Origin of the sequence: Sphingopyxis sp. LC363, from assembly GCF_000756385.1 — a bacterium.
GTDB lineage: Bacteria > Pseudomonadota > Alphaproteobacteria > Sphingomonadales > Sphingomonadaceae > Sphingopyxis.
In genome coordinates, this window is the sequence record NZ_JNFC01000028.1 from 30,892 (window position 1) to 48,614 (window position 17,723).

19 protein-coding genes and 1 riboswitch are annotated in these 17,723 nt (G+C 68.5%); of the genes, 3 read left to right on the forward strand and 16 right to left on the reverse strand.

Annotated features, from left to right (window positions below; all coding sequences use genetic code 11):
- Positions 1-1,260: an HlyD family type I secretion periplasmic adaptor subunit gene (locus FG95_RS11770; protein ID WP_037556054.1), complete on the forward strand. Its 1,260-nt coding sequence runs from the start codon at positions 1-3 to the stop codon at positions 1,258-1,260.
- Here FG95_RS11770 and FG95_RS19910 read toward each other — a convergent pair.
- The 14 genes from FG95_RS19910 to FG95_RS11840 all read right to left on the reverse strand — a co-directional run bounded on the left by FG95_RS19910 (position 1,206) and on the right by FG95_RS11840 (position 15,238).
- Positions 1,206-2,243, reverse strand: a complete 1,038-nt coding sequence (locus FG95_RS19910) for a transglutaminase-like cysteine peptidase (RefSeq protein ID WP_052182316.1) — start codon at positions 2,241-2,243, stop codon at positions 1,206-1,208. The two genes, FG95_RS11770 and FG95_RS19910, sit on opposite strands and share 55 nt — an antisense overlap.
- Positions 2,244-2,330: 87 nt before the next feature.
- On the reverse strand, positions 2,331-2,852 hold the full coding sequence (gene cobU, locus FG95_RS11780; RefSeq protein WP_037556055.1) for a bifunctional adenosylcobinamide kinase/adenosylcobinamide-phosphate guanylyltransferase: 522 nt from the start codon (positions 2,850-2,852) through the stop codon (positions 2,331-2,333).
- A complete protein-coding gene (locus tag FG95_RS11785) occupies positions 2,849-4,306 on the reverse strand; it encodes a cobyric acid synthase (RefSeq protein ID WP_037556056.1) in 1,458 nt (485 codons plus the stop codon). Before FG95_RS11785 ends, cobU begins: the two co-directional genes overlap by 4 nt.
- Complete coding sequence (cbiB, locus tag FG95_RS11790; protein WP_037556058.1) at positions 4,294-5,232, reverse strand: adenosylcobinamide-phosphate synthase CbiB; 939 nt, start codon at positions 5,230-5,232, stop codon at positions 4,294-4,296. The genes FG95_RS11785 and cbiB overlap by 13 nt, the downstream gene beginning before the upstream one ends.
- Positions 5,225-6,193, reverse strand: coding sequence for a threonine-phosphate decarboxylase (locus tag FG95_RS11795; protein ID WP_037556059.1), 969 nt, complete (start codon positions 6,191-6,193; stop codon positions 5,225-5,227). Before FG95_RS11795 ends, cbiB begins: the two co-directional genes overlap by 8 nt.
- Positions 6,190-6,909, reverse strand: coding sequence for an adenosylcobinamide-GDP ribazoletransferase (locus tag FG95_RS11800; protein ID WP_037556061.1), 720 nt, complete (start codon positions 6,907-6,909; stop codon positions 6,190-6,192). The genes FG95_RS11795 and FG95_RS11800 overlap by 4 nt, the downstream gene beginning before the upstream one ends.
- Complete coding sequence (locus FG95_RS11805; protein WP_037556063.1) at positions 6,906-7,475, reverse strand: histidine phosphatase family protein; 570 nt, start codon at positions 7,473-7,475, stop codon at positions 6,906-6,908. The genes FG95_RS11800 and FG95_RS11805 overlap by 4 nt, the downstream gene beginning before the upstream one ends.
- A complete protein-coding gene (gene cobT, locus FG95_RS11810; protein WP_037556065.1) occupies positions 7,472-8,488 on the reverse strand; it encodes a nicotinate-nucleotide--dimethylbenzimidazole phosphoribosyltransferase in 1,017 nt (338 codons plus the stop codon). The genes FG95_RS11805 and cobT overlap by 4 nt, the downstream gene beginning before the upstream one ends.
- Positions 8,485-8,892, reverse strand: a complete 408-nt coding sequence (locus tag FG95_RS11815; RefSeq protein ID WP_037556070.1) for a DUF1636 domain-containing protein — start codon at positions 8,890-8,892, stop codon at positions 8,485-8,487. The genes cobT and FG95_RS11815 overlap by 4 nt, the downstream gene beginning before the upstream one ends.
- Positions 8,892-10,844: a TonB-dependent receptor plug domain-containing protein gene (locus FG95_RS11820; protein ID WP_037556073.1), complete on the reverse strand. Its 1,953-nt coding sequence runs from the start codon at positions 10,842-10,844 to the stop codon at positions 8,892-8,894. The genes FG95_RS11815 and FG95_RS11820 overlap by 1 nt, the downstream gene beginning before the upstream one ends.
- A 144-nt stretch (positions 10,845-10,988) precedes the next feature.
- Positions 10,989-11,172: riboswitch (cobalamin riboswitch) on the reverse strand.
- 198 nt (positions 11,173-11,370) lie between these two features.
- On the reverse strand, positions 11,371-12,822 hold the full coding sequence (locus tag FG95_RS11825) for a S41 family peptidase (protein ID WP_037556074.1): 1,452 nt from the start codon (positions 12,820-12,822) through the stop codon (positions 11,371-11,373).
- Between the two features lie 31 nt (positions 12,823-12,853).
- Positions 12,854-13,561 carry an RlmE family RNA methyltransferase gene (locus FG95_RS11830; protein WP_037556076.1) on the reverse strand — a complete coding sequence of 236 codons (708 nt, stop codon included), beginning with the start codon at positions 13,559-13,561 and terminating at the stop codon, positions 12,854-12,856.
- Positions 13,558-14,646, reverse strand: coding sequence for a Ppx/GppA phosphatase family protein (locus tag FG95_RS11835; RefSeq protein ID WP_037556077.1), 1,089 nt, complete (start codon positions 14,644-14,646; stop codon positions 13,558-13,560). The genes FG95_RS11830 and FG95_RS11835 overlap by 4 nt, the downstream gene beginning before the upstream one ends.
- Positions 14,647-14,836: 190 nt before the next feature.
- Positions 14,837-15,238, reverse strand: a complete 402-nt coding sequence (locus tag FG95_RS11840; RefSeq protein WP_037556078.1) for a glycine zipper 2TM domain-containing protein — start codon at positions 15,236-15,238, stop codon at positions 14,837-14,839.
- Between the two features lie 164 nt (positions 15,239-15,402).
- On the opposite strand from FG95_RS11840, the gene FG95_RS11845 reads away from it, so the two are divergent.
- The gene (locus FG95_RS11845; protein ID WP_037556080.1) at positions 15,403-16,413 is read left to right on the forward strand and encodes an esterase-like activity of phytase family protein; all 1,011 of its coding nucleotides are present in this window, start codon (positions 15,403-15,405) and stop codon (positions 16,411-16,413) included.
- Positions 16,414-16,542: 129 nt separating this feature from the next.
- Here the strand turns inward: FG95_RS11845 and rpmB are convergent, their stop codons facing one another.
- A complete protein-coding gene (rpmB, locus tag FG95_RS11850) occupies positions 16,543-16,836 on the reverse strand; it encodes a 50S ribosomal protein L28 (RefSeq protein WP_037556081.1) in 294 nt (97 codons plus the stop codon).
- A gap of 276 nt (positions 16,837-17,112) precedes the next feature.
- On the opposite strand from rpmB, the gene tadA reads away from it, so the two are divergent.
- Positions 17,113-17,568 (forward strand): tRNA adenosine(34) deaminase TadA, encoded by a 456-nt coding sequence (gene tadA, locus FG95_RS11855; RefSeq protein WP_200880193.1) that lies wholly within the window; start codon positions 17,113-17,115, stop codon positions 17,566-17,568.
- Here tadA and FG95_RS21115 read toward each other — a convergent pair.
- Positions 17,540-17,723 (reverse strand): hypothetical protein (locus FG95_RS21115; RefSeq protein WP_235211548.1); only part of this gene is annotated, 184 nt, incomplete at its 5' end. The genes tadA and FG95_RS21115 overlap by 29 nt on opposite strands.

The window sequence follows — 17,723 nt, forward strand, 5'->3', positions numbered from 1 at the left end:
ATGGCGGTCGTGAAATTTTGGCAACGCCTCCGCGGCAGCGAGCAGATCATGGTCGCCGCCGCCGTCGGCCTCGTCCTCTTCCTCCTGTGGGCGAGCATCGCGCGCGTCGACGAGGTGTCGCGCGGGCAGGGGCGCGTGATCCCCTCGTCGAAGGTGCAGATCATCCAGTCGGCCGAACCCTCGACGATCCGCGAAATCCTCGTGCGCTCGGGGCAGACGGTGCAGAAGGGGCAATTGCTCGTTCGCCTCGACAACACGACGTCGCAGTCCGAACTCGGCCAGCTCGAAACCGAAAACGCGCGCCTCGCGCAGCGCGCGGCGCGTCTTGCGGGCGAGGGCGGTGCGGGGGCCGGGTGCGTGGGCGCCGATTGCGGCGACGAAGCGCGCCTCGCCGCGGTACGGCGCTCGTCGCTGCAAAGCCAGCTCGCCGCGCTCTCGGCCAGCGTCGAGCAGCGCCGCCGCGACATGGCCGAGGCGCAGGCGACCGCTTCATCGCTCGAGGCCAGCCTGCGCCTCGCGCGCGAACAGGTGGCGATGCTCGAACCGCTCGCGGCGAAGGGCGTCGTCCCGCAGACCGAGCTGCTCACTGCACAGCGCGAGGCCGTCGACATCCAGGGCCGCCTCGCCGCCGCGCGCCAGGCGATCTCGCGTTCGCAGGCCGCCGTCCGCGAAGCGGGCGCCGAGGTGCAGCGCGCGCGCTTCGACTTCCAGCAGGAGGCGCTCAACGAACGCAGCCAACTCGCGACCAAGATGGCGGTCAATGAGGAAACGATCCGCGGCGCCGAAGGCCGCCTCGCGCGCTCCGAAATCCGCTCGCCGGCGCGCGGCGTCGTCAACGACCTGCTCGTCAATACCTTGGGCGGCTACGTCAACGCGGGCGAACAGATCATGCAGATCGTGCCCTTGGGTGACAAATTGCTCATCGAAACGCGCGTCACCCCGCGCGACATCGCCTTCATCAAGGTGGGCGACCCCGCCAACGTCAAGGTCACCGCCTACGACTTCTCGATCTATGGGGGCCTCAACGGCAAGGTCGTGCGCGTGTCGGCCGACAGCATATATGACGAGGTCGAGCGGCAGGCCTATTTCACTGTCGTCGTCGAAACGACGAACGCCTATCTGACCTCGAACGGCCGGCGGCTCCCGATCACCCCCGGTATGCTATGCGATGTCGAGATTGTGACCGGAAAGAAATCGGTGCTGAGCTACTTGCTCAAACCGGTCTTGAAGGTCAGCGGATCGGCGCTTACCGAACGCTGATTGTTGAGCGCGAGCGTATAGCTTTTCTGCGACGCCGGAATCGCGGCCGGATTCGTCGACGGCGGTGTCCCGCGATAGGCGTGCACCCAGCGTCGGTTGCCGCTGAACGACAGCACCGGGCGCACCGCATTGGGCTGGCTGCCGTCATAAAGGCGGTCGGTGACATTATCGAGCACGAGCTTCCCCGCGTCGGTCTCGACGAGCAGAAAGGCATGGTCGGCGTTCGCCGCGAGGTCGCGGAGCAGCACCAGCTTCATCCGCTCGGCATCGATTCCCGCGGCGCGCAGCATCTGCATCTTCAGGATCGCGAAATCCTCGCAATCGCCCTTGCCGCGCGCGATCGTCTGTTCGGCGGTCGCCCAATAATCGCGCTGGCGGTAATTGCGGTCGTCGCCGACGTAGGCGATCGCGCGATTGACCCACTGGTTGACGCGCGCGAGCAACTCCCGCTCGTCCAGACCCCGCGACGCGTTCGCGCGGCGCAGTTCGGCCTGCATCAACGCGGCGGGAGCGGCGCGGCGAACGCGGTCCCAGCGATTGTCGAAACGCGTTTGCTTGACCGGGATCGCGCGCGTGCCGAGCTCGGCATCCGCGTCGGTCCGGGCGAAGGGCGCGGCGATCGGTGACATGCCGCAATCGGCGACGGGCGCCGCGAAAGAGACAGGCGCCCGGCTCGAGGGCTCGAGCGTCTGCCGCACGGGCATCGCTGCGGGGACCGGCGCGGTTGACGCGGCCGCCTGTTCGGCGCGGATGCGGTCGAGCGCGCTCGGCGCGCCGCCCAGCAGGGCGCGCGAAATGTCGGCCTGTGGCGCTGCAGCGGCGCCCGCGACGACGGCGCACGCAGCCTTGCCGCCCGTCACCGACTTCGCATTGACCAGCTTCGACGCGGCATGCGCGGTCGACGGCGTCAGCGCGGTCGCGGCCAGCGCCGCCGAAGCGGCGAGCCACCGCGACTCGAAAACGGGATGGGCAGACTTGCTCATGCCGCCCGCTTTGCCGGGGGGACGTGAGAATCCGCTTCATGACCATGGTAAACACAAAATTCACCATGTGGCGCTGCGCCGGGGCGATCAGCCCGCCGATTTGAGCGTGAGCGGCAGCCCGGCGGTGAGCAGGACGACCTCCTGCGCCGTCATCGCGACCGATTGGTTGAGCTGCCCCGCCGCGTCGCGGAAGCGCCGCGCGAGCGCATTGTCGGGGACGATGCCCAGCCCGACCTCGTTGGCGACGAGGATCAGCGTGCCGTCGTGCCGCGCGATCGCGTCGCATAATTGCTTCCCCGCGCGTGTTATATCGGCGTTGGCGAGCAGCAGGTTCGACACCCACAGCGTCAGGCAATCGACGAGCACGACCGCGCCGTTTCCGCTCAGCGCATCGATCGCGGCGGGCAGATCGCGTGGCGCCTCGACCGTCGACCAGCGCGCATCGCGGTCGGCCCGGTGGCGCGCGATCCGCTCGCGCATCTCGTTATCGAACGCCTCGGCGGTCGCGATGAACACCGGCTCGCCCCCCGCCGCCTCGGCGCGCGCCTGCGCATAGCGGCTCTTGCCTGAGCGCGCGCCGCCGATCACGAACAGCGACGCCCCGCTCATGCGCCGATCCCCACGATCCGCAGCATCGCCTCGATGTCGGCGTGGCGCGCGAATTCGGCGGCGACGGCGTCGAGCGCCGCGTCGACATCGGCGGCATAGTCGCGGCCGTTTCCCGTCACACCGATCCGCGCGAGTAGCGCGCGGCGCAGCGCGGGCGACGCGAACAGCCCGTGCAGATAGGATCCGATCACTCGTCCCGCCGGATCGACCGCGCCGTCGCTCGCGCCATCCTCAAGCGTCGCGAACGCCCGCTCCGAGCCGGGGCCACGGGTTTCGCCCATGTGCATCTCATAGCCGGTGACCGGCGCCCCCAGCGCGGTCCCGGTCACCCGCCGCAAGATTTTTGCGGGCGACAGCGTCGTTTCGACATCGAGCAGGGCCAGCCCGTCGACCTCGGCGGGCGCTCCCTCGATCCCCAACGGATCGGCGATCCTTTGGCCGAGCATCTGATAGCCGCCGCACAGCCCGACGATCGTCCCGCCGCGCCGGTGATGCGCCCGGATGTCGATGTCCCAGCCCTCGGCGCGAAGCGCGGCCATGTCGGCGATTGTCGCCTTCGACCCCGGCAATATGATCATCGCCGCCTCGGCGGGGATCGGCCGCCCCGGCGGCACCATCACCACCTCGACACCGGGCTCGAGCTTCAACGGATCGAGGTCGTCGAAGTTCGAGATACGCGGCAGAATCGGGCAGGCGATCATCCGCCGCCCGTCGCGCGGATCGGCGGGGCGTTCGAGGATCACCGCATCCTCGCTCGGCAACCGCGCGGCGGCGCTCAGCCACGGTATGACGCCCAGCCCCCGCCAGCCGCTCCGCCGCTCGATCTCGCGATAGCCGTCGTCGAACAGCGCGGGATCGCCGCGGAACTTGTTGATCAGGAAACCGCGGATCATCGCCGCATCTTCGGCCTCGATCACCGCGCGCGTGCCGACGATCGACGCGATCACCCCGCCGCGGTCGATATCGCCGATCAGCACCACGGGCACGTCGGCGGCGCGCGCGAAGCCCATGTTCGCGATGTCGCCGGTGCGCAAATTGATCTCGGCGGGCGATCCCGCGCCCTCGACGATCACGATGTCGCACTGGCCGCGCAGCCGGCCATAGCTTTCGAGCACCTCGGTCATCAGCGCGCCGCGCGCTTCGCGGAAATTGCCGCTGCCCAGCGTGCCGCGCACACGGCCATGAACGATCAGCTGCGAGGTGCGGTCGGCCTGCGGTTTCAGCAGCACCGGGTTCATGTCGCTGTGCGGTTCGACGCGACACGCCATGGCCTGGAGCGCCTGCGCGCGCCCGATCTCGCCGCCGTCGGTCGTGACCGCGGCATTGTTCGACATATTCTGCGGCTTGAAGGGGCGGACGGTCAGGCCGCGAAGGGTGAGTGCGCGGCAGAGCGCGGCGACCAGCACCGACTTGCCGACGTCGGACCCGGTGCCTTGCAGCATCAGCGCAGCCATGTCGCGCCTCCCGCGATCAACCACAGCAGCAGGCAGGCGCGCAGATAAACGGCGAGCGCACGGTCGACCGCCGCGCCGCTCGCTTCGCCTGTCCCGTCGCCGATCCATGATTTGCCCTGCATCACCCCGTCATAGGCGATCGGACCCGCGAGCCGAAGCCCCAGCGCGCCCGCCATCGCCGCCTCGGGCCAGCCCGCGTTGGGCGAGGCGTGTTTGCGCGCGTCGCGCTGCAATATGCGCCATCCGCCGCCGCCCGCGAGGCAGATCAGCACGCCCGCCAGCCGCGCCGGAATCCAGTTTGCGAGATCGTCGAGCCGCGCCGCCGCCCACCCGAACGCGCGCCAGCGCTCCTCGCGGTGGCCGATCAAACTGTCGGCGGTGTTCACTGCCTTATACGCCCACACCCCCGGCAGGCCGAGCAGCAGAAGCCAGAACAGCGGCGCGGCGACGCCGTCGCAAAAGCTTTCGGCGAGGCTCTCGATCGCGGCGCGCGACACCCCGGCTTCATCGAGCGCGGCAGTGTCGCGGCCGACGATCATGCTCACGGCGCTGCGCGCACCGATGAGGTCGCCCGCGTCGATCCGCTCGCCGACCGCGCGGACATGATCGAACAGGCTGCGCTGCGCGAGCGCGGGCCAGGCGAGGATCGCGACGCCGATCCAGCCCCAGCCGCTCAAGGTGGAAAGCAGCAGATGCTGGAGTCCGAGGCCAAGGCCGCCGGCGACGAGCAGCAGGAGGACAAGCGTTAGAACGCCCAGCGCGCGCCGCCTCGCAAAGCCAGACGCGGCCCGGTTCCACCGAGCCTCGCAGCCGGCGATGATGCGCGCGAACAGCCCCACCGGATGGCCGACGCGGCGATACAGCGCACCCGGCCAGCCGAACGCCGCGTCGAGCGCGAGCGCGGTGAGCGCGACGGGCTCAGCCATGACCAAGCGCCGCATGGAGCCGCGCCAGCGCTTCGGCATCGGCGGGCAGCCCGAGGCGCAGCCAGCGCGGCTCGTCGGCGAAGGGGCGGGTCAGGATCGCACGCCGGGCAAGCCGCTCGAACAGCGCGCGGCCGTCATCGGTTTCGATCAGGCGAAACAGCGGGCAGGCGCCCGCCGCGCGATAGCCATGCCGTGCTAACACCGCATCGAGCGCGATCGCCTCGGCGGGGAGGCGCTGCCGCGTCGCTTCGATCCAGCCAGCATCGGCATAGGCGGCGGTGCCGATCGCGATCGCCGCTTCGGATAGCGGCCATGCGCCCAGCCGCGCGCGTAGCGCAGCGACGATCGCCTGCGGCGCCAGAACGAAGCCAAGCCGCACCCCCGCGAGGCCGAAAAATTTGCCGAAGGATCGAAAGACGATCAGCTTTCGATCGTCGGCGACCGACGCTGCGACGCTCAGCGCCGGATCGGCATCGGCAAAGGCTTCGTCAACGAGCAGCCAGCCGACGCCGCGTTCGAGCCATCCGAGCAGGGCATCGGGGGCAAGGGGGCGCCCGTCGGGGTTGTTCGGATTGGCGAGGATCAGGTTTCCGGTTGCGCCCGGCGCCACATCCCAGCGGGTTTCCGCGCTGCCCGCGATCATCGCGCCATGGGTGCGATAGCCCGGCGCGATGTGGGCGGTATCGCCGCCGATCAGTGCCCCGACCAGGCGTAGTCCGATCTCGCTGCCCGGCACCGCGCAGACATGGCATGGATCGACGCCGAAATAGTCCGCTGCGACGGCTTCAAGCCGCGCGAGATGCTCGGGCTCGGGCAATCGCCGCCAGTCGAACGCCATCCCCGCGGCGCCCGGCCAGGGATGCGGGTTGATCCCCGTCGACAGGTCGATCCAGTCGCCTTCGCCGAATTCGCGCTTCGCGGCCTCGATGCCCCCGCCGTGCCAGGTCCACGGCTCACTCATGCAACATGCGCCCACAGCAGTGCGGCCGCGAGGAGCAGGCTTTCGCCGATCTCGATCCCCGCGCCATGCCCGTCGCCCGAAATCCCGCCGATCCGGCGCAGCAGCCACCAGCCCCAGACAAGGAAGATCAACGGCGCGGCGAGCAGGGAGGGCGACACCCACGCCGCCGCCAACAGCAACCCGCCCCAACCCGCGAAATCAACCGGGCGCACCGCGTTGCGGAAACGCGAGCCCAATCCGGCATGCAGGTCGGGCAGCGCGCGCGACCAGACCAGCGGTCCGATTCGCGCCGCGAAGGGAACAAGCAGGGCGGCGGCGAACGCCTCGCGTTCGAACAGCGCGTGGAGCAGCACCAGCTTGGCGATCAGTTGCAAAACGATTGCGACCACCGCGAAGCTCCCGACATGCGGATCGCCGAGTACCGCGATCAGCCGATCGCGGTCCTTGTGCGCCGCGCCGCTCGCATCGGCGATGTCGCCCAGCCCGTCGAGGTGCAGCGCGCCGGTGACCGCGACCCAGGCGATCAGCGCCGCAAGCGCGCCGGTCCACGGATCGATCCGCGCCCCCGCCCAGCCCGCGCCCGCGACGATCGCGCCGACGATCAGCCCGACCGCGGGAAACCAGCGCATCGAGGCGGCAAATTCCTCGCCCGACACCGCGACGCGCGGCGTCGGCAGGCGCGTCAGGAACTGGATCGCGACGATCAGCCCCTTCATGGCCGCAGCCCCACGATTTGCGCGCTCGGGCGTTCGCCGGGCCAGACACGCAGCGACAGCAGCGCCGCATAGGGCAGGTCGAACGCCCAGAGCCGGCGCTGGTCGAAACTGCAGAGGACATGCAAGGCCGCGCGCATCGCGCCGCCGTGCGTGACGACCAGCGCCGGCACCGGCGCGAGGTCGGCGATCGCGGCAACAATGCGTGCCACCAGCGCCGACCAGCGCTCGCCCCCCGGCGGTGGGTTCGCGTCGGGGTCATCGACGAAGCGGCCAAAGGCACCGTCGTCGACGGCGTTCACCGCCATACCGTCCCAGTCACCGAAATCGAGCTCGCGCCAGCGCCGATCGGAGGTGAGCGGCAGGTCGACCGCCGACCCGATTGCCTCTCCTGCCGCGCGGCATCGCCAAAGGTCCGAAGCGACCAGGCATTCGATGCCCAAGCCCTCCGCTTGCGCAACACACGCCGCGATTCCCGCTTCGGTCGGTGCCCCGTCGGTGCGTCCCATCAGCAGCCCCGGCGTTTCGGGCGCGCCGTGGCGCAGCAAATGGAGCGCGAAGCCGGTCACAGCGAGGCCGAGACCGCCGCCTCGGCAAAGGTCGCCATCCGGTCGTGCGCGGCGAGCGCGCTGCGCACGATATTCGCGGCGACCGCCGCGCCGCTGCCTTCGCCCAGCCGCATATCGAGCGACAGCAAAGGGTCGAGCCCGAGCAATGCCAGCAGGCGCTTGTGCCCCGGCTCCGACGAACAATGGCCCGCGATGCAATGGTTTACGATCGCGGGGTTCTCCGCCGCCAGCGGCGCGATCGCCGAAGTGCAGATAAAGCCGTCGAGCAGCACCGGCACGCCGAGCTGGCGCGCACGCACGATGGCGCCCGCGATTGCCACGATCTCGCGCCCGCCGACGCGGCGCAGCGTTTCGAACGCCGAACGCGGCGCCTCGGCGTGGAAGGCGAGCGCGCTCTCGATCACCTGAATCTTGCGCGCGACGCCGTGCCCGTCGACCCCGGTCCCCGGGCCGGCCCATCCCGCCACCTCGCCCGCGAAGCTGCGCGCGCAAAGCGCGGCGGCGGCGGTCGAATTGCCGATCCCCATCTCGCCGAGCACGAGCAGATCGAGATCGGGCTCGACCGCCGCCGCGCCGCGGTTCAGCGCGTCAAGGCATTCGTCCTCGCGCATCGCCGGTGCGACGGTGAAATCGGCGGTCGGCCGGTCGAGGTCGAGCGCGACGATGGCCAGCTCGAGCCCCGCCGCCTCCGACAAGGCGTTGATGGCCGCGCCGCCGCTGGCGAAATTGGCGACCATCTGCGCGGTGACGTTCGGCGGAAAGGCGCTGACACCGTGCACGGTGACGCCGTGATTGCCCGCGAAGATCGCGGCGCGCGCACGCTCGATCCGCGGCCGCGCCCGGCCCTGCCAGCCGGCGAAAAAGATCGCGAGATTTTCGAGCCGGCCGAGCGACCCCGCCGGCTTGGTGAGTTCGGCCTGCCGCACCCGCGCATCGGCGGCGGCACCGGCGTCGGGCTCGCCAAGGTCGGCAAGCGCGGCTTCAAAGGCCTCGACAGAAACGAAACTGGTCATTCGGCGACAAATCCTGGCGGCGGCGTGCGGGTGATAAAATGGCCTTTGACCCCCTCGGGCCACAGCGGCCAGGCGACGCGGCCATGCTCGCTCGCGGCATAGTGCACGGCATAGTCGAGGATCGCGCGCGCCGACGCCTCATCGCCGTTGAAGCGGCCGAGCACATAGCCGATCTTGTCCGGCGCGCGCAGGTGGACGGTGCAATGATCCTGGCACGCGAAAAGGCACGCCATCTCCTGCACCGCGATCGCGGCATAGCGCGGTTCGTCCCGCTGGAGCTGCTTCATCGCCTCGACCAGCCGCGCGCCGCCGCGCACGCCCGCCGCGTCGACCTGCGCCGCGCGGCTGTGGCGGCAGCTGTTGCACACCACCACCGCGGGGCCCGGATCGACGCGCGTCAGCATCAGAAACGGCCCCTTATGCCGGCGTAGATGCTGCGGCCGAGCGAGCCATAACGGAACGCCGTCATATATTCCTCGTCGAAGAGATTCTCGGCGCGCGCGAACAGCTTCACCGCATCCGACAGGGCAACTTCGGCGCGCAGATCGACGAGCGTATAGCCGCCCAGCCGCTGCGCACTGCTCGCATTGTCATAGCTTTTGCCCGACCAGCGCAGCGCCGCGCCGAGCTCGAACCCGGAACCGAAGTCATAGCTCGCCGAAGCATTGGCGCTATGTCGCGGACGGCGCGGGAGCCAATTGCCGAAATTGGCGCTGCCCTCGGAGCGATCCTCGGCGACGATCCAGCTGTAATTGCCATCGAGCGTCAGCCCGCCGAGCGTCAACGCCGCGGCGCCCTCGATACCATGCGCCTCGCTGCGCGCGACGTTGAGATAATAGCCGAAGCGCGGCACCGGCGGATTGCTGCCGGGGACAGTGCACAGCGGGTCGTCGGGGTCGGTGCAGCTGTTGAAGATAATCTGGTTCTTCGTCGTGCGGTCGAACCAGGTCGCGCCGAAGACCAGCTTGTCGCCGAACAGATGCTGCTCGACCCCCGCTTCCCAGCCGTGCGCTTCCTCGGGATCGAGCCCGACATTCCCATATTCGCTGAACAGCTGGTAGAGGCCGGGCGCCTTGAACCCCTCGCCATAGCGCGCGCGCAGCACCGTTCCGGTCGGCAGGCGCCACACGCCGCCCGCCGCGAACAAGGTCCGCCCGCCATAGCGATTATGATCGTCGTGGCGGACGCCGCCATTGAGCGTCAGCCCGTCCACCGGCTCGATGCCGAGCTGGCCATAGATGCTGGTGATTTCCGCCTTGCCGCGAACGAAATCGGGAAGCGGGACGCCAAGCGACGCCGACGGCGAACGGCTGCGGAAGTCCGAACGTTCATTCTCGACCCCGAAAATCGCGGTGATGCGGTCGGTCAAGTCGAAGCCGCCCTGATATTCCCAGCGCTTGTTCTTGCCGTCGGCCTCGAAGCTGCGCGGACGTGCGCGGTCGGGGTTGAAATTGTCGCGGTTGGTGTCGGTATAGGCAAAAGCGACACGATTGCGGAATCGCCCGTCGGCGAGGGCAAAATTGAGCCCCGCATAGCCGACGAACTCCTTGTTCTGCCCATAATCACTGCTGTCGGTGTTGAAGCCGTCGAACTCGACCCGGCCGCTCGAATAATATCCGCGCACCTCGGCGCTGACATTGTCGGCGAGCGCCAGTTCGGCGCGGCCCGAAACATTGCTGTTGCGATAGCCGTCGCGCTCGACCCCGCCGAACGCCTTGGCGTGCGACGAAATGCCGTCGGTCGCGAATCGCTGGCCGCCGAGGCGCCAGCTCAAGGGGCCGGTGCGCCCGCCGATCGCGGCGCGTGCGCTCACCGTCTCGCGCGACCCCGCCTCGAGGTCGAAGCTGCCTTCGAGTTCCTTTTCCGGCGATGCGGTGACGATATTGATCACCCCGCCGATCGCCTGGCTACCCCACAGGATCGACTGCGGCCCGCGCAGCACCTCGATCCGGTCGATGTCGCCCACGAGCAGATTGGCGAAGTTGAAACCGCCGCCGGTCGACGAGGGATCGTTGAGCTTGACCCCGTCGATCACCGTCACCGTATGTTCGGATTCGGCGCCGCGGATACGCAGCGAGGTCGAGGTGCCGTAACCGCCGTTGCGCGAGATGCTGATCCCCGGGGTGCGTAGCAGCAGTTCGGTGACGCCGATATCCTGCGCGCGGTCGATCGCGTCCTTGTCGAGCACCGCGACCGACGACGGAATCTCGTCGAGCGTTAGCGGCGCGCGCGTCGCGGTGACGGTGATGCTGTCGGCATCGGCGGCGACCGCATGCGCCGTCTCCTCGGCGGAGGCGGTGGAGGAAGCCGCGACGGCGGCGAGACAGATCGAACTTCGGTAAATCACTTTGAACATTGGACAAACCCATCGACAATGCCGCCCATGCGCGCGGCCGATCGGTCGTCCTTCGGGGACGCACGACATCGCCCGCGCACCTGCGCAGCCAGCTTTGTCGTCATGCGGGTTCACCCCCGTCCGCCCGGCACACCCTGTCCGCGCGAAAGACGACGGCGACGGGCAGGTCTCCTGGCTTGCGGGTCGGCGCCGGTCGGCCGCCTTCTCGGGACCGGGGTCCCAATGGCGTATGGCCGATGGCTCGCCGCGTACAGTTGCAGGGGCAGCCGGGGTTTTCCCGTTCCCTCTTCGTCTCCGTCGCCGGAGAACCTGTCGCTTGCCGCGGCCGTTAGCCTTATTCGGAGGCGGCGGTCAATCGCCTCTCGGATCATATTTGCTTATGATTTTTCCGTCATCCCGGCGAAGGCCGGGATCTCAAGGCCTCGTTCCAAGGCACCGGCGAGATCGTGTTTCAGAGTCACGTGCCTCTGAACACCCTTCGCCGCGAGTCATTTGCAGGCCGCCATGGGCTGAATGTCGATCGATCCTAAAACAGCCCCGGCAATTCGCGCTGCGCCGCGCTCGGGCGGTCGGGCACCAGCATTGTCGGCGGGGCCGCTACCGCGAAACGGCGGTCGCTCGACGCCGTGCGGGCGTTCGCGTCGGCGATCCGCGTCGTGCAGGCGTTGCCGGCAAGGAAGTCGATCGCGGCGCGGATCGACGCCTCGCGCGGGTCGCCGAGCGGGAAGCCCAGATCGTCGTTCGCGGCGCAGCTGTTCGCGATCTTCGGCGCCAGCCCGTCGTAATAGTCGCTCTGCCCGCTTGCATTGCCGGTGGCGAAGGCGACGACGCGCATCCGGTCGTCGCACTCGGCCTTGTCGAGCGCGATCTGGCCGACCGGCTTACCAAAGGTGTTGCTGCCGACGAGCGTCATATTGGTGCCGAGATAGGGCAGCATCGAATTGATCACCAGCTCGCTCGCCGATGCGGTCGACCCGGTGCCGATGAAGGCGATCCGCGTCGGCGCAATCGATTGCGCGCCAGGCGCGAAGCGATGCTCGTCGTCCTCGGCGGACTTGCTTGGGCGGAAACGCGTCTGCGAAAAAAGCTGGCCGGCGCGTCCAGCACCCATCAGGTCGCCCATCAGATTGGCGGTCGAAACGAGGCCGCCGCCATTATAGCGGAAATCGATGACGATGTCGGTGACGCCCTGCGCGCGGAAATCGGCGAAGGCGGCGCCGAGCTGGTTGTCGGCCGACGAAATGAAGGTGCGCAGGTTGAGATAGCCGTAGTTGCGACCGCCCTCGCTGATGATCTTGGCGCCATAGCGGTCCGAAACGGGATCGAGCGCATAGTCGGCCTTGGCGACGGTGACGTCGCGCGTGCCCGCCGCGTCGGTGATGCGCAGCACGCGGCTCACCCCGGGGTCGTTCGGGCCGAGCGCGTCTGTGAGCCCCTGGGTCCCCCCGGCGGCGACGATGCTCGCGAGGGTGCGCACATTGCCGCTGTTCGTGCCGATCCCGACGATCGCGGTGCCGCGGTCGATCCCCGCCGCAAAGGCCGGCGCGCCTTCATAGGCTTCGGCGATGACGATGCGCTGATTGACCGCGTCATACGCCATGAGCACGCCGAAACCCGCGCTCGATCCGCTCTCAAAGAAGGCATTCTCCTCGGCGATCGAGGTGATGTAGGTGAAGAAACGGTCCTTGTTCAGCGCGCGCGCCGGGGCGACCAGCGCATCGATATAGGATTGGACGTCGCTATAGGCGCCGGGATTGACGCCGCTCGCGACGTCGCCGGGGAACAGATACCATTCGTCGATCACCGCCTTGGCAAAGGACTGGCGCGAGGCGAGCGCGCAATTGGGCGTCGGGGTGGGGCTCGGCGTCGGGGTGACCGTGACCGGGCCGCTGCCCAGCGTTCCGCCGTCGCCGCCGCACGACGCCAGCATCAAAGCCGCGAGCGTTAGCGCCGCTACCGGCCGCCTCGACTTGCCCATCAATATTCTCCCCGGTTCGACCCAACGACCTTTATTCGGCGTCCGCCTCGCTCCCATCTTGCCGGCCCTTGAACCCCTGCGCGATAACATAAAGTTCGGGTGACCCCTTGCGGCTGGCGGGCGGCTTGGCGTGTTTTACCGTTGAAAAGTGTCGCTTTAGTAAAGTCAACAATTCGCGGTCGGCGCCGCCCGCGAACACTTTCGCCACGAAGGCTCCGCCGGGCAGCAAATTCTGCACCGCGAAATCGGCGGCGGTTTCCGCGAGGCCGATCGTGCGCAGATGGTCGGTCTGCGGATGGCCGACGGTATTCGCCGCCATGTCCGAAATGACGAGGTCGGGGGCGCTGCCGAGCGCCTCGATCAGCTTATCGGGCGCCGCATCGTCCATGAAATCCATCTCGAGGATTTCGACCCCCTCGATCGGTTCGCAAGCAAGCAGGTCGATCCCCGCGACGCGCGCGCGCGGGTTCGCCCCCCGCACGACCTGCGACCAGCCGCCCGGCGTGATGCCCAGATCGACGACCGCGCGCGCCTTCTTGAGGAAACCGAATTTCTCGTCGAGCTCGATCAGCTTGTACGCGGCGCGCGAGCGATAGCCTTCGGCCTGCGCGCGGCGCACATAGGGGTCGTTCAATTGCCGTTGCAGCCAGCGCGTCGACGACACGCTGCGCTTCTTCGCGGTCTTGACCCGCACATGCAGTCCGCCGCGCCCGCCACCTTTGCCGCCGCTGCCGCTCATTTGCGATACTCGCGGCGCGTGACCGGAATGTCGCGGCCCTGCATCGCCAGCGTGCGCAGGATGCCTTCGCGGATGCCGCGGTCGGCGACGCCAACGCGCGCGGCGGGCCACAGGTCGATGATGCTTTCGAGGATCGCGCAGCCCGCGACGACCAGATCGGCGCGCTCGCGCCCGATGCACGCGATCTCGGCGCGGTCGGCGATGCTCGCGTCGGCGAGGCGGCGGCTGATGTCGCGCATCGCGTCGGCGGGAACGACGAGGCCGTCGACCGCGCGGCGGTCGTAGCGCGGCAGGTTCAGGAAGACGCTGGCGAGCGTCGTCACCGTGCCGCTGGTGCCGAGCAGGCGCAGCGGCTCGCCGGCAAAACGTTCGGCGCGCGCGGCAAAGGCGGCAAAGGCCTCGCGCGTCACCTGGCGCATATGCGCGTAAGCGGCTTGGCGGCCCGCGAGGCTGTCGTCGGGCAGCGGCGCGTGTTCGGTCAGCGACACGACGCCCCACGGCACGCTGATCCAGTCGTGGATCTTGACGTCATGCTCGGCGACCTCGACGTGCATCAGCTCGGTCGACCCGCCGCCGATGTCGAAGATCAGCGCCGGGCCGTCGCCGGGTTCCATCAGATTGTGGCAACCCAATACCGCCAGCTTCGCTTCCTCGGCCGCCGAGATGATGTCGAGGACGATCCCCGTCTCGCGGCGGACGCGTTCGGCGAGTTCCGCGCCGTTGCTCGCACGGCGGCACGCCTCGGTCGCGACCGCGCGCGACAGCGAGACGTGGCGGCGGCGCAGCTTGTCGGCGCAGATCGCGAGCGCCGCGACGGTGCGGTCCATCGCCGCGTTGCTGATCCGGCCGGTGCCGTGCAGCCCCTCGCCCAGCCGCACGATGCGCGAAAAGGCGTCGATGACGACCAATTCGCCATTTTGCGGCCTCGCGATCAGCAATCTGCAATTGTTGGTGCCAAGGTCGATCGCGGCATAGCTGCGCGGCCGCGTGATCGGCAATGGGCGCGATTCGCCGCCCGCTTTTCGTCCTCTTGCCGCCGGGCCGGGCCGCGGCGGTCGCCCTGATGGCGCTGCCATTTGCCGCATGGCTATTGTACCTGTTCTGCTCACGCGCCCGCAAAACCGCGAACGTGCACTTGGCGGCGAACCTAGGCTTCCCGCGCCCGCATGGCAAGGCCCCCGCCCGGGGACGGGCCCGCAAAGAAAACCCCGCCCGGCGCGGGGCCGGACGGGGTCGAAGGGGGAGAGGAAAGTTGTTGGGGGTCGGGTCTGCCCCTTAACGGCAGCCGTCATTCCCCCTGTCGATCGCGCGGCCGGCGAGGGCGCCGACGGCGCCGCCGATGATCGTGCCGACCGTCTTGTCGCCGCGGCCCGCGATTTCATGGCCGGCGAGGCCGCCAGCGATCGCGCCGATCACGGTCCCGCCGGTTCCCTTGTCGCACTGGCGATAATGGCGGCGGTTGTCGCGGTAATAGCGGCGATCGCTCCGGTAATCGCGGCGATCGTAACGGCGATAGTCGCGGCGGTCATAGCGACGGTCGTCGCGATCATAGCCGCTGTAATAGCTCGAATAGCCGCCCTGGTCATAATAACCGTTCTGCGCCGCGGCGGGCGTTGCCAGGCCCAGCGTCGCGGTGGACATCAGGGCGGCGATCGAGAGAGTCACCATTTTTTTCATCGTATTTCTCCTTCTTTCGTCACTTGGCCCTTCGGGGCTGTGGTCGATGATCATGTTTTGCCCGATTCGCATTGAGCGAAGCCTGAACATCATTGTTGGCTGCCGTTCAGCTTCGCGCGCCGAAACGCTTTCCTTTCGCTCGGCGGCACCCTAACCCCGCCGCGATGCGCCGCCTCCTTACCGCTGCCCTGATCTTCGCCGCGCTCGGGCCGATGCCCGGAACCGTGATGCGTGCCCCGGAACCGGACCTGACCGAAAGCGCCGCCGCGCGCCCGCTCATATTCGCGCCGGAAGCGGCCGGTACGCTGCGCTTCGTGCGCGGCTGGCACCTCGTCAGCCCGCACAGCCGCTTCGGCGGCTTCTCGGCGCTCGCGCGGACGAGAACAGAGGCGGGGGCGAACCGTTTTCAACTCGCCGGCGACAATGGCTATTGGACGCGACTGACGCTCGATTCGCGCGGCGCGGTTTCGGATGTCGAAATCCGGCCGCTGCCCACTCCCGACGGGCGCCCGCCGCGCAAGTCGATGGCCGATGCCGAGGCGATGGTCGTCGACCCTGCGAGCGGCAAAAGCTGGATCGCGCTCGAAGGGATCAACGAAATCTGGCGGCTGGACGCCGACCTCGCGGCGATCGAGGCGCGCCGCAAGCTGCCCCACCCGCGCTGGCCCGCGAATCGCGGCTCCGAAGCGATGGTGCGGCTCGCCGACGGGCGCACAATCGTCCTTTCCGAAGACGCCGACGACGATCCGCGCGGACGCGAAGGACTGCTCTATGCCGACGACCCCGCCGAACCCGGCCCGGCGCCGATCCGCTTCTTCTACGCGTCGGACGGGCGCGGTCTCGTCAGCGACGCCGCGCCGCTGCCCGACGGGCGCATCCTGCTCGTCCACCGGCGGCTCGGTTTCGATCCGGTGTTCACGACGATCGTCGCGATCCTCGATCCCGCCGACATCAAGGCGGACAGCATCGTGCGATCGCGGACGATCGGCCGCGTTCCCGCACCGCTCGCCGAAAATTACGAGGGCGCAGCGGTCTCGGTCGAAGGCGGGCGCACCTTCCTCTGGCTCGTCGCCGACAATAATTTCAACGTCTGGCAGCGCAGCCTGCTCTTGCAGTTCGAGCTGGTGGACCTGCCGCCCAAAAGAACGCCGGACAGCAAAAAGGCCGCACGGTAATCCGGCGGCCTGATTGCGTTTTTGTGCCGCGAAACGGTTCCGGCCCGCTCCCCCACCCAACCTCCCGACATGGTAGCCTATGGGAGGTTGGGTGGGGGAGCGGGCCGGAACCGCACCAGATCAAAGCGCTTAAGCGGCCTTTTCGGCCAGCTTCTTCGTCACTTCCTTCTTCAGCTTGCGCGCGTTCGCCGACAGCTGGTCGTCGCCGGCCTTGAGCAGCCAGTTGTCGAGGCCGCCATTATGCTCGACCGAACGCAGCCCGTGGGTCGACACGCGCAGCTTCACGCCCTTGCCGAGCGCGTCCGACAGCAACGTCACATTCTGCAGGTTGGGCAGGAAGGTGCGCTTGGTCTTGTTGTTGGCGTGGCTGACATTGTGGCCAACCTGGCGGCCCTTGCCGGTCAGTTCGCAGATGCGCGACATCGTCTTCGTCCTTGTCCAAGAAACTGGGTCAAAAAAATTTCAGGTCGGCGTCCGGGCACTTCCCGCAAAACGGGGAGCACAAGACCGGAGTGAGCCGGGAAAGGCGCGCGCTTATCGGCTTGCCGGAGATTCGTCAAGCGAATAGGGCGGTTCCACTGCGTGGATCCGGCACCAGCCCGCTCCCCCGCCCGGCCTCCCTAGGCTACTATCGTTAGGGAGGCCGGGCGGGGGAGCGGGCTGGTGCCGGACGTTCCTGCGCAGCAGGAACAGACAATCATGGCCAATTTTCTTCTTCCCGAACCGATGCGCCGCGCGCTCGATCTCGCCCGCATTGCCGCCGAATGGGGCGAAGTGCCCGTCGGCGCGGTGGTCGTCAAGGATGGCGCGATCATCGCCGAAGGCCACAACCGCCCGCGCGAATCGCACGATCCGACCGCGCACGCCGAAATCGTCGCGATTCGCACGGCGGCGGCAAAGCTCGGCAACGAACGCCTCGACGGCTGCGACCTCTATGTCACACTCGAACCCTGCGCGATGTGCGCGGGCGCGATCGCCCACGCGCGCATCGCGCGCCTCTATTACGGCGCCGACGATCCCAAGGGCGGCGCGGTCGTCCACGGCCCGCGCACCTTCGCGCAGCCGACGATCCACCACCGGCCGGAAATTTACGACGGGATCGGCGAAGCCGAAGCGGCGGCGCTGCTCAGGAATTTCTTCGCGGCGCGGCGGTAGCGACGACAGGGACGGCTTTGGGGTGGGGAGCTGTCATCAGTTTGACCGTCATCCCGGCGAAGGCCGGGATCTCGCCGGTGCGGTAAACCGATAGGACGAGATCCCGGCCTTCGCCGGGATGACGAGGAGTGTCGCGCAGCGATGGGGAGGGGGAC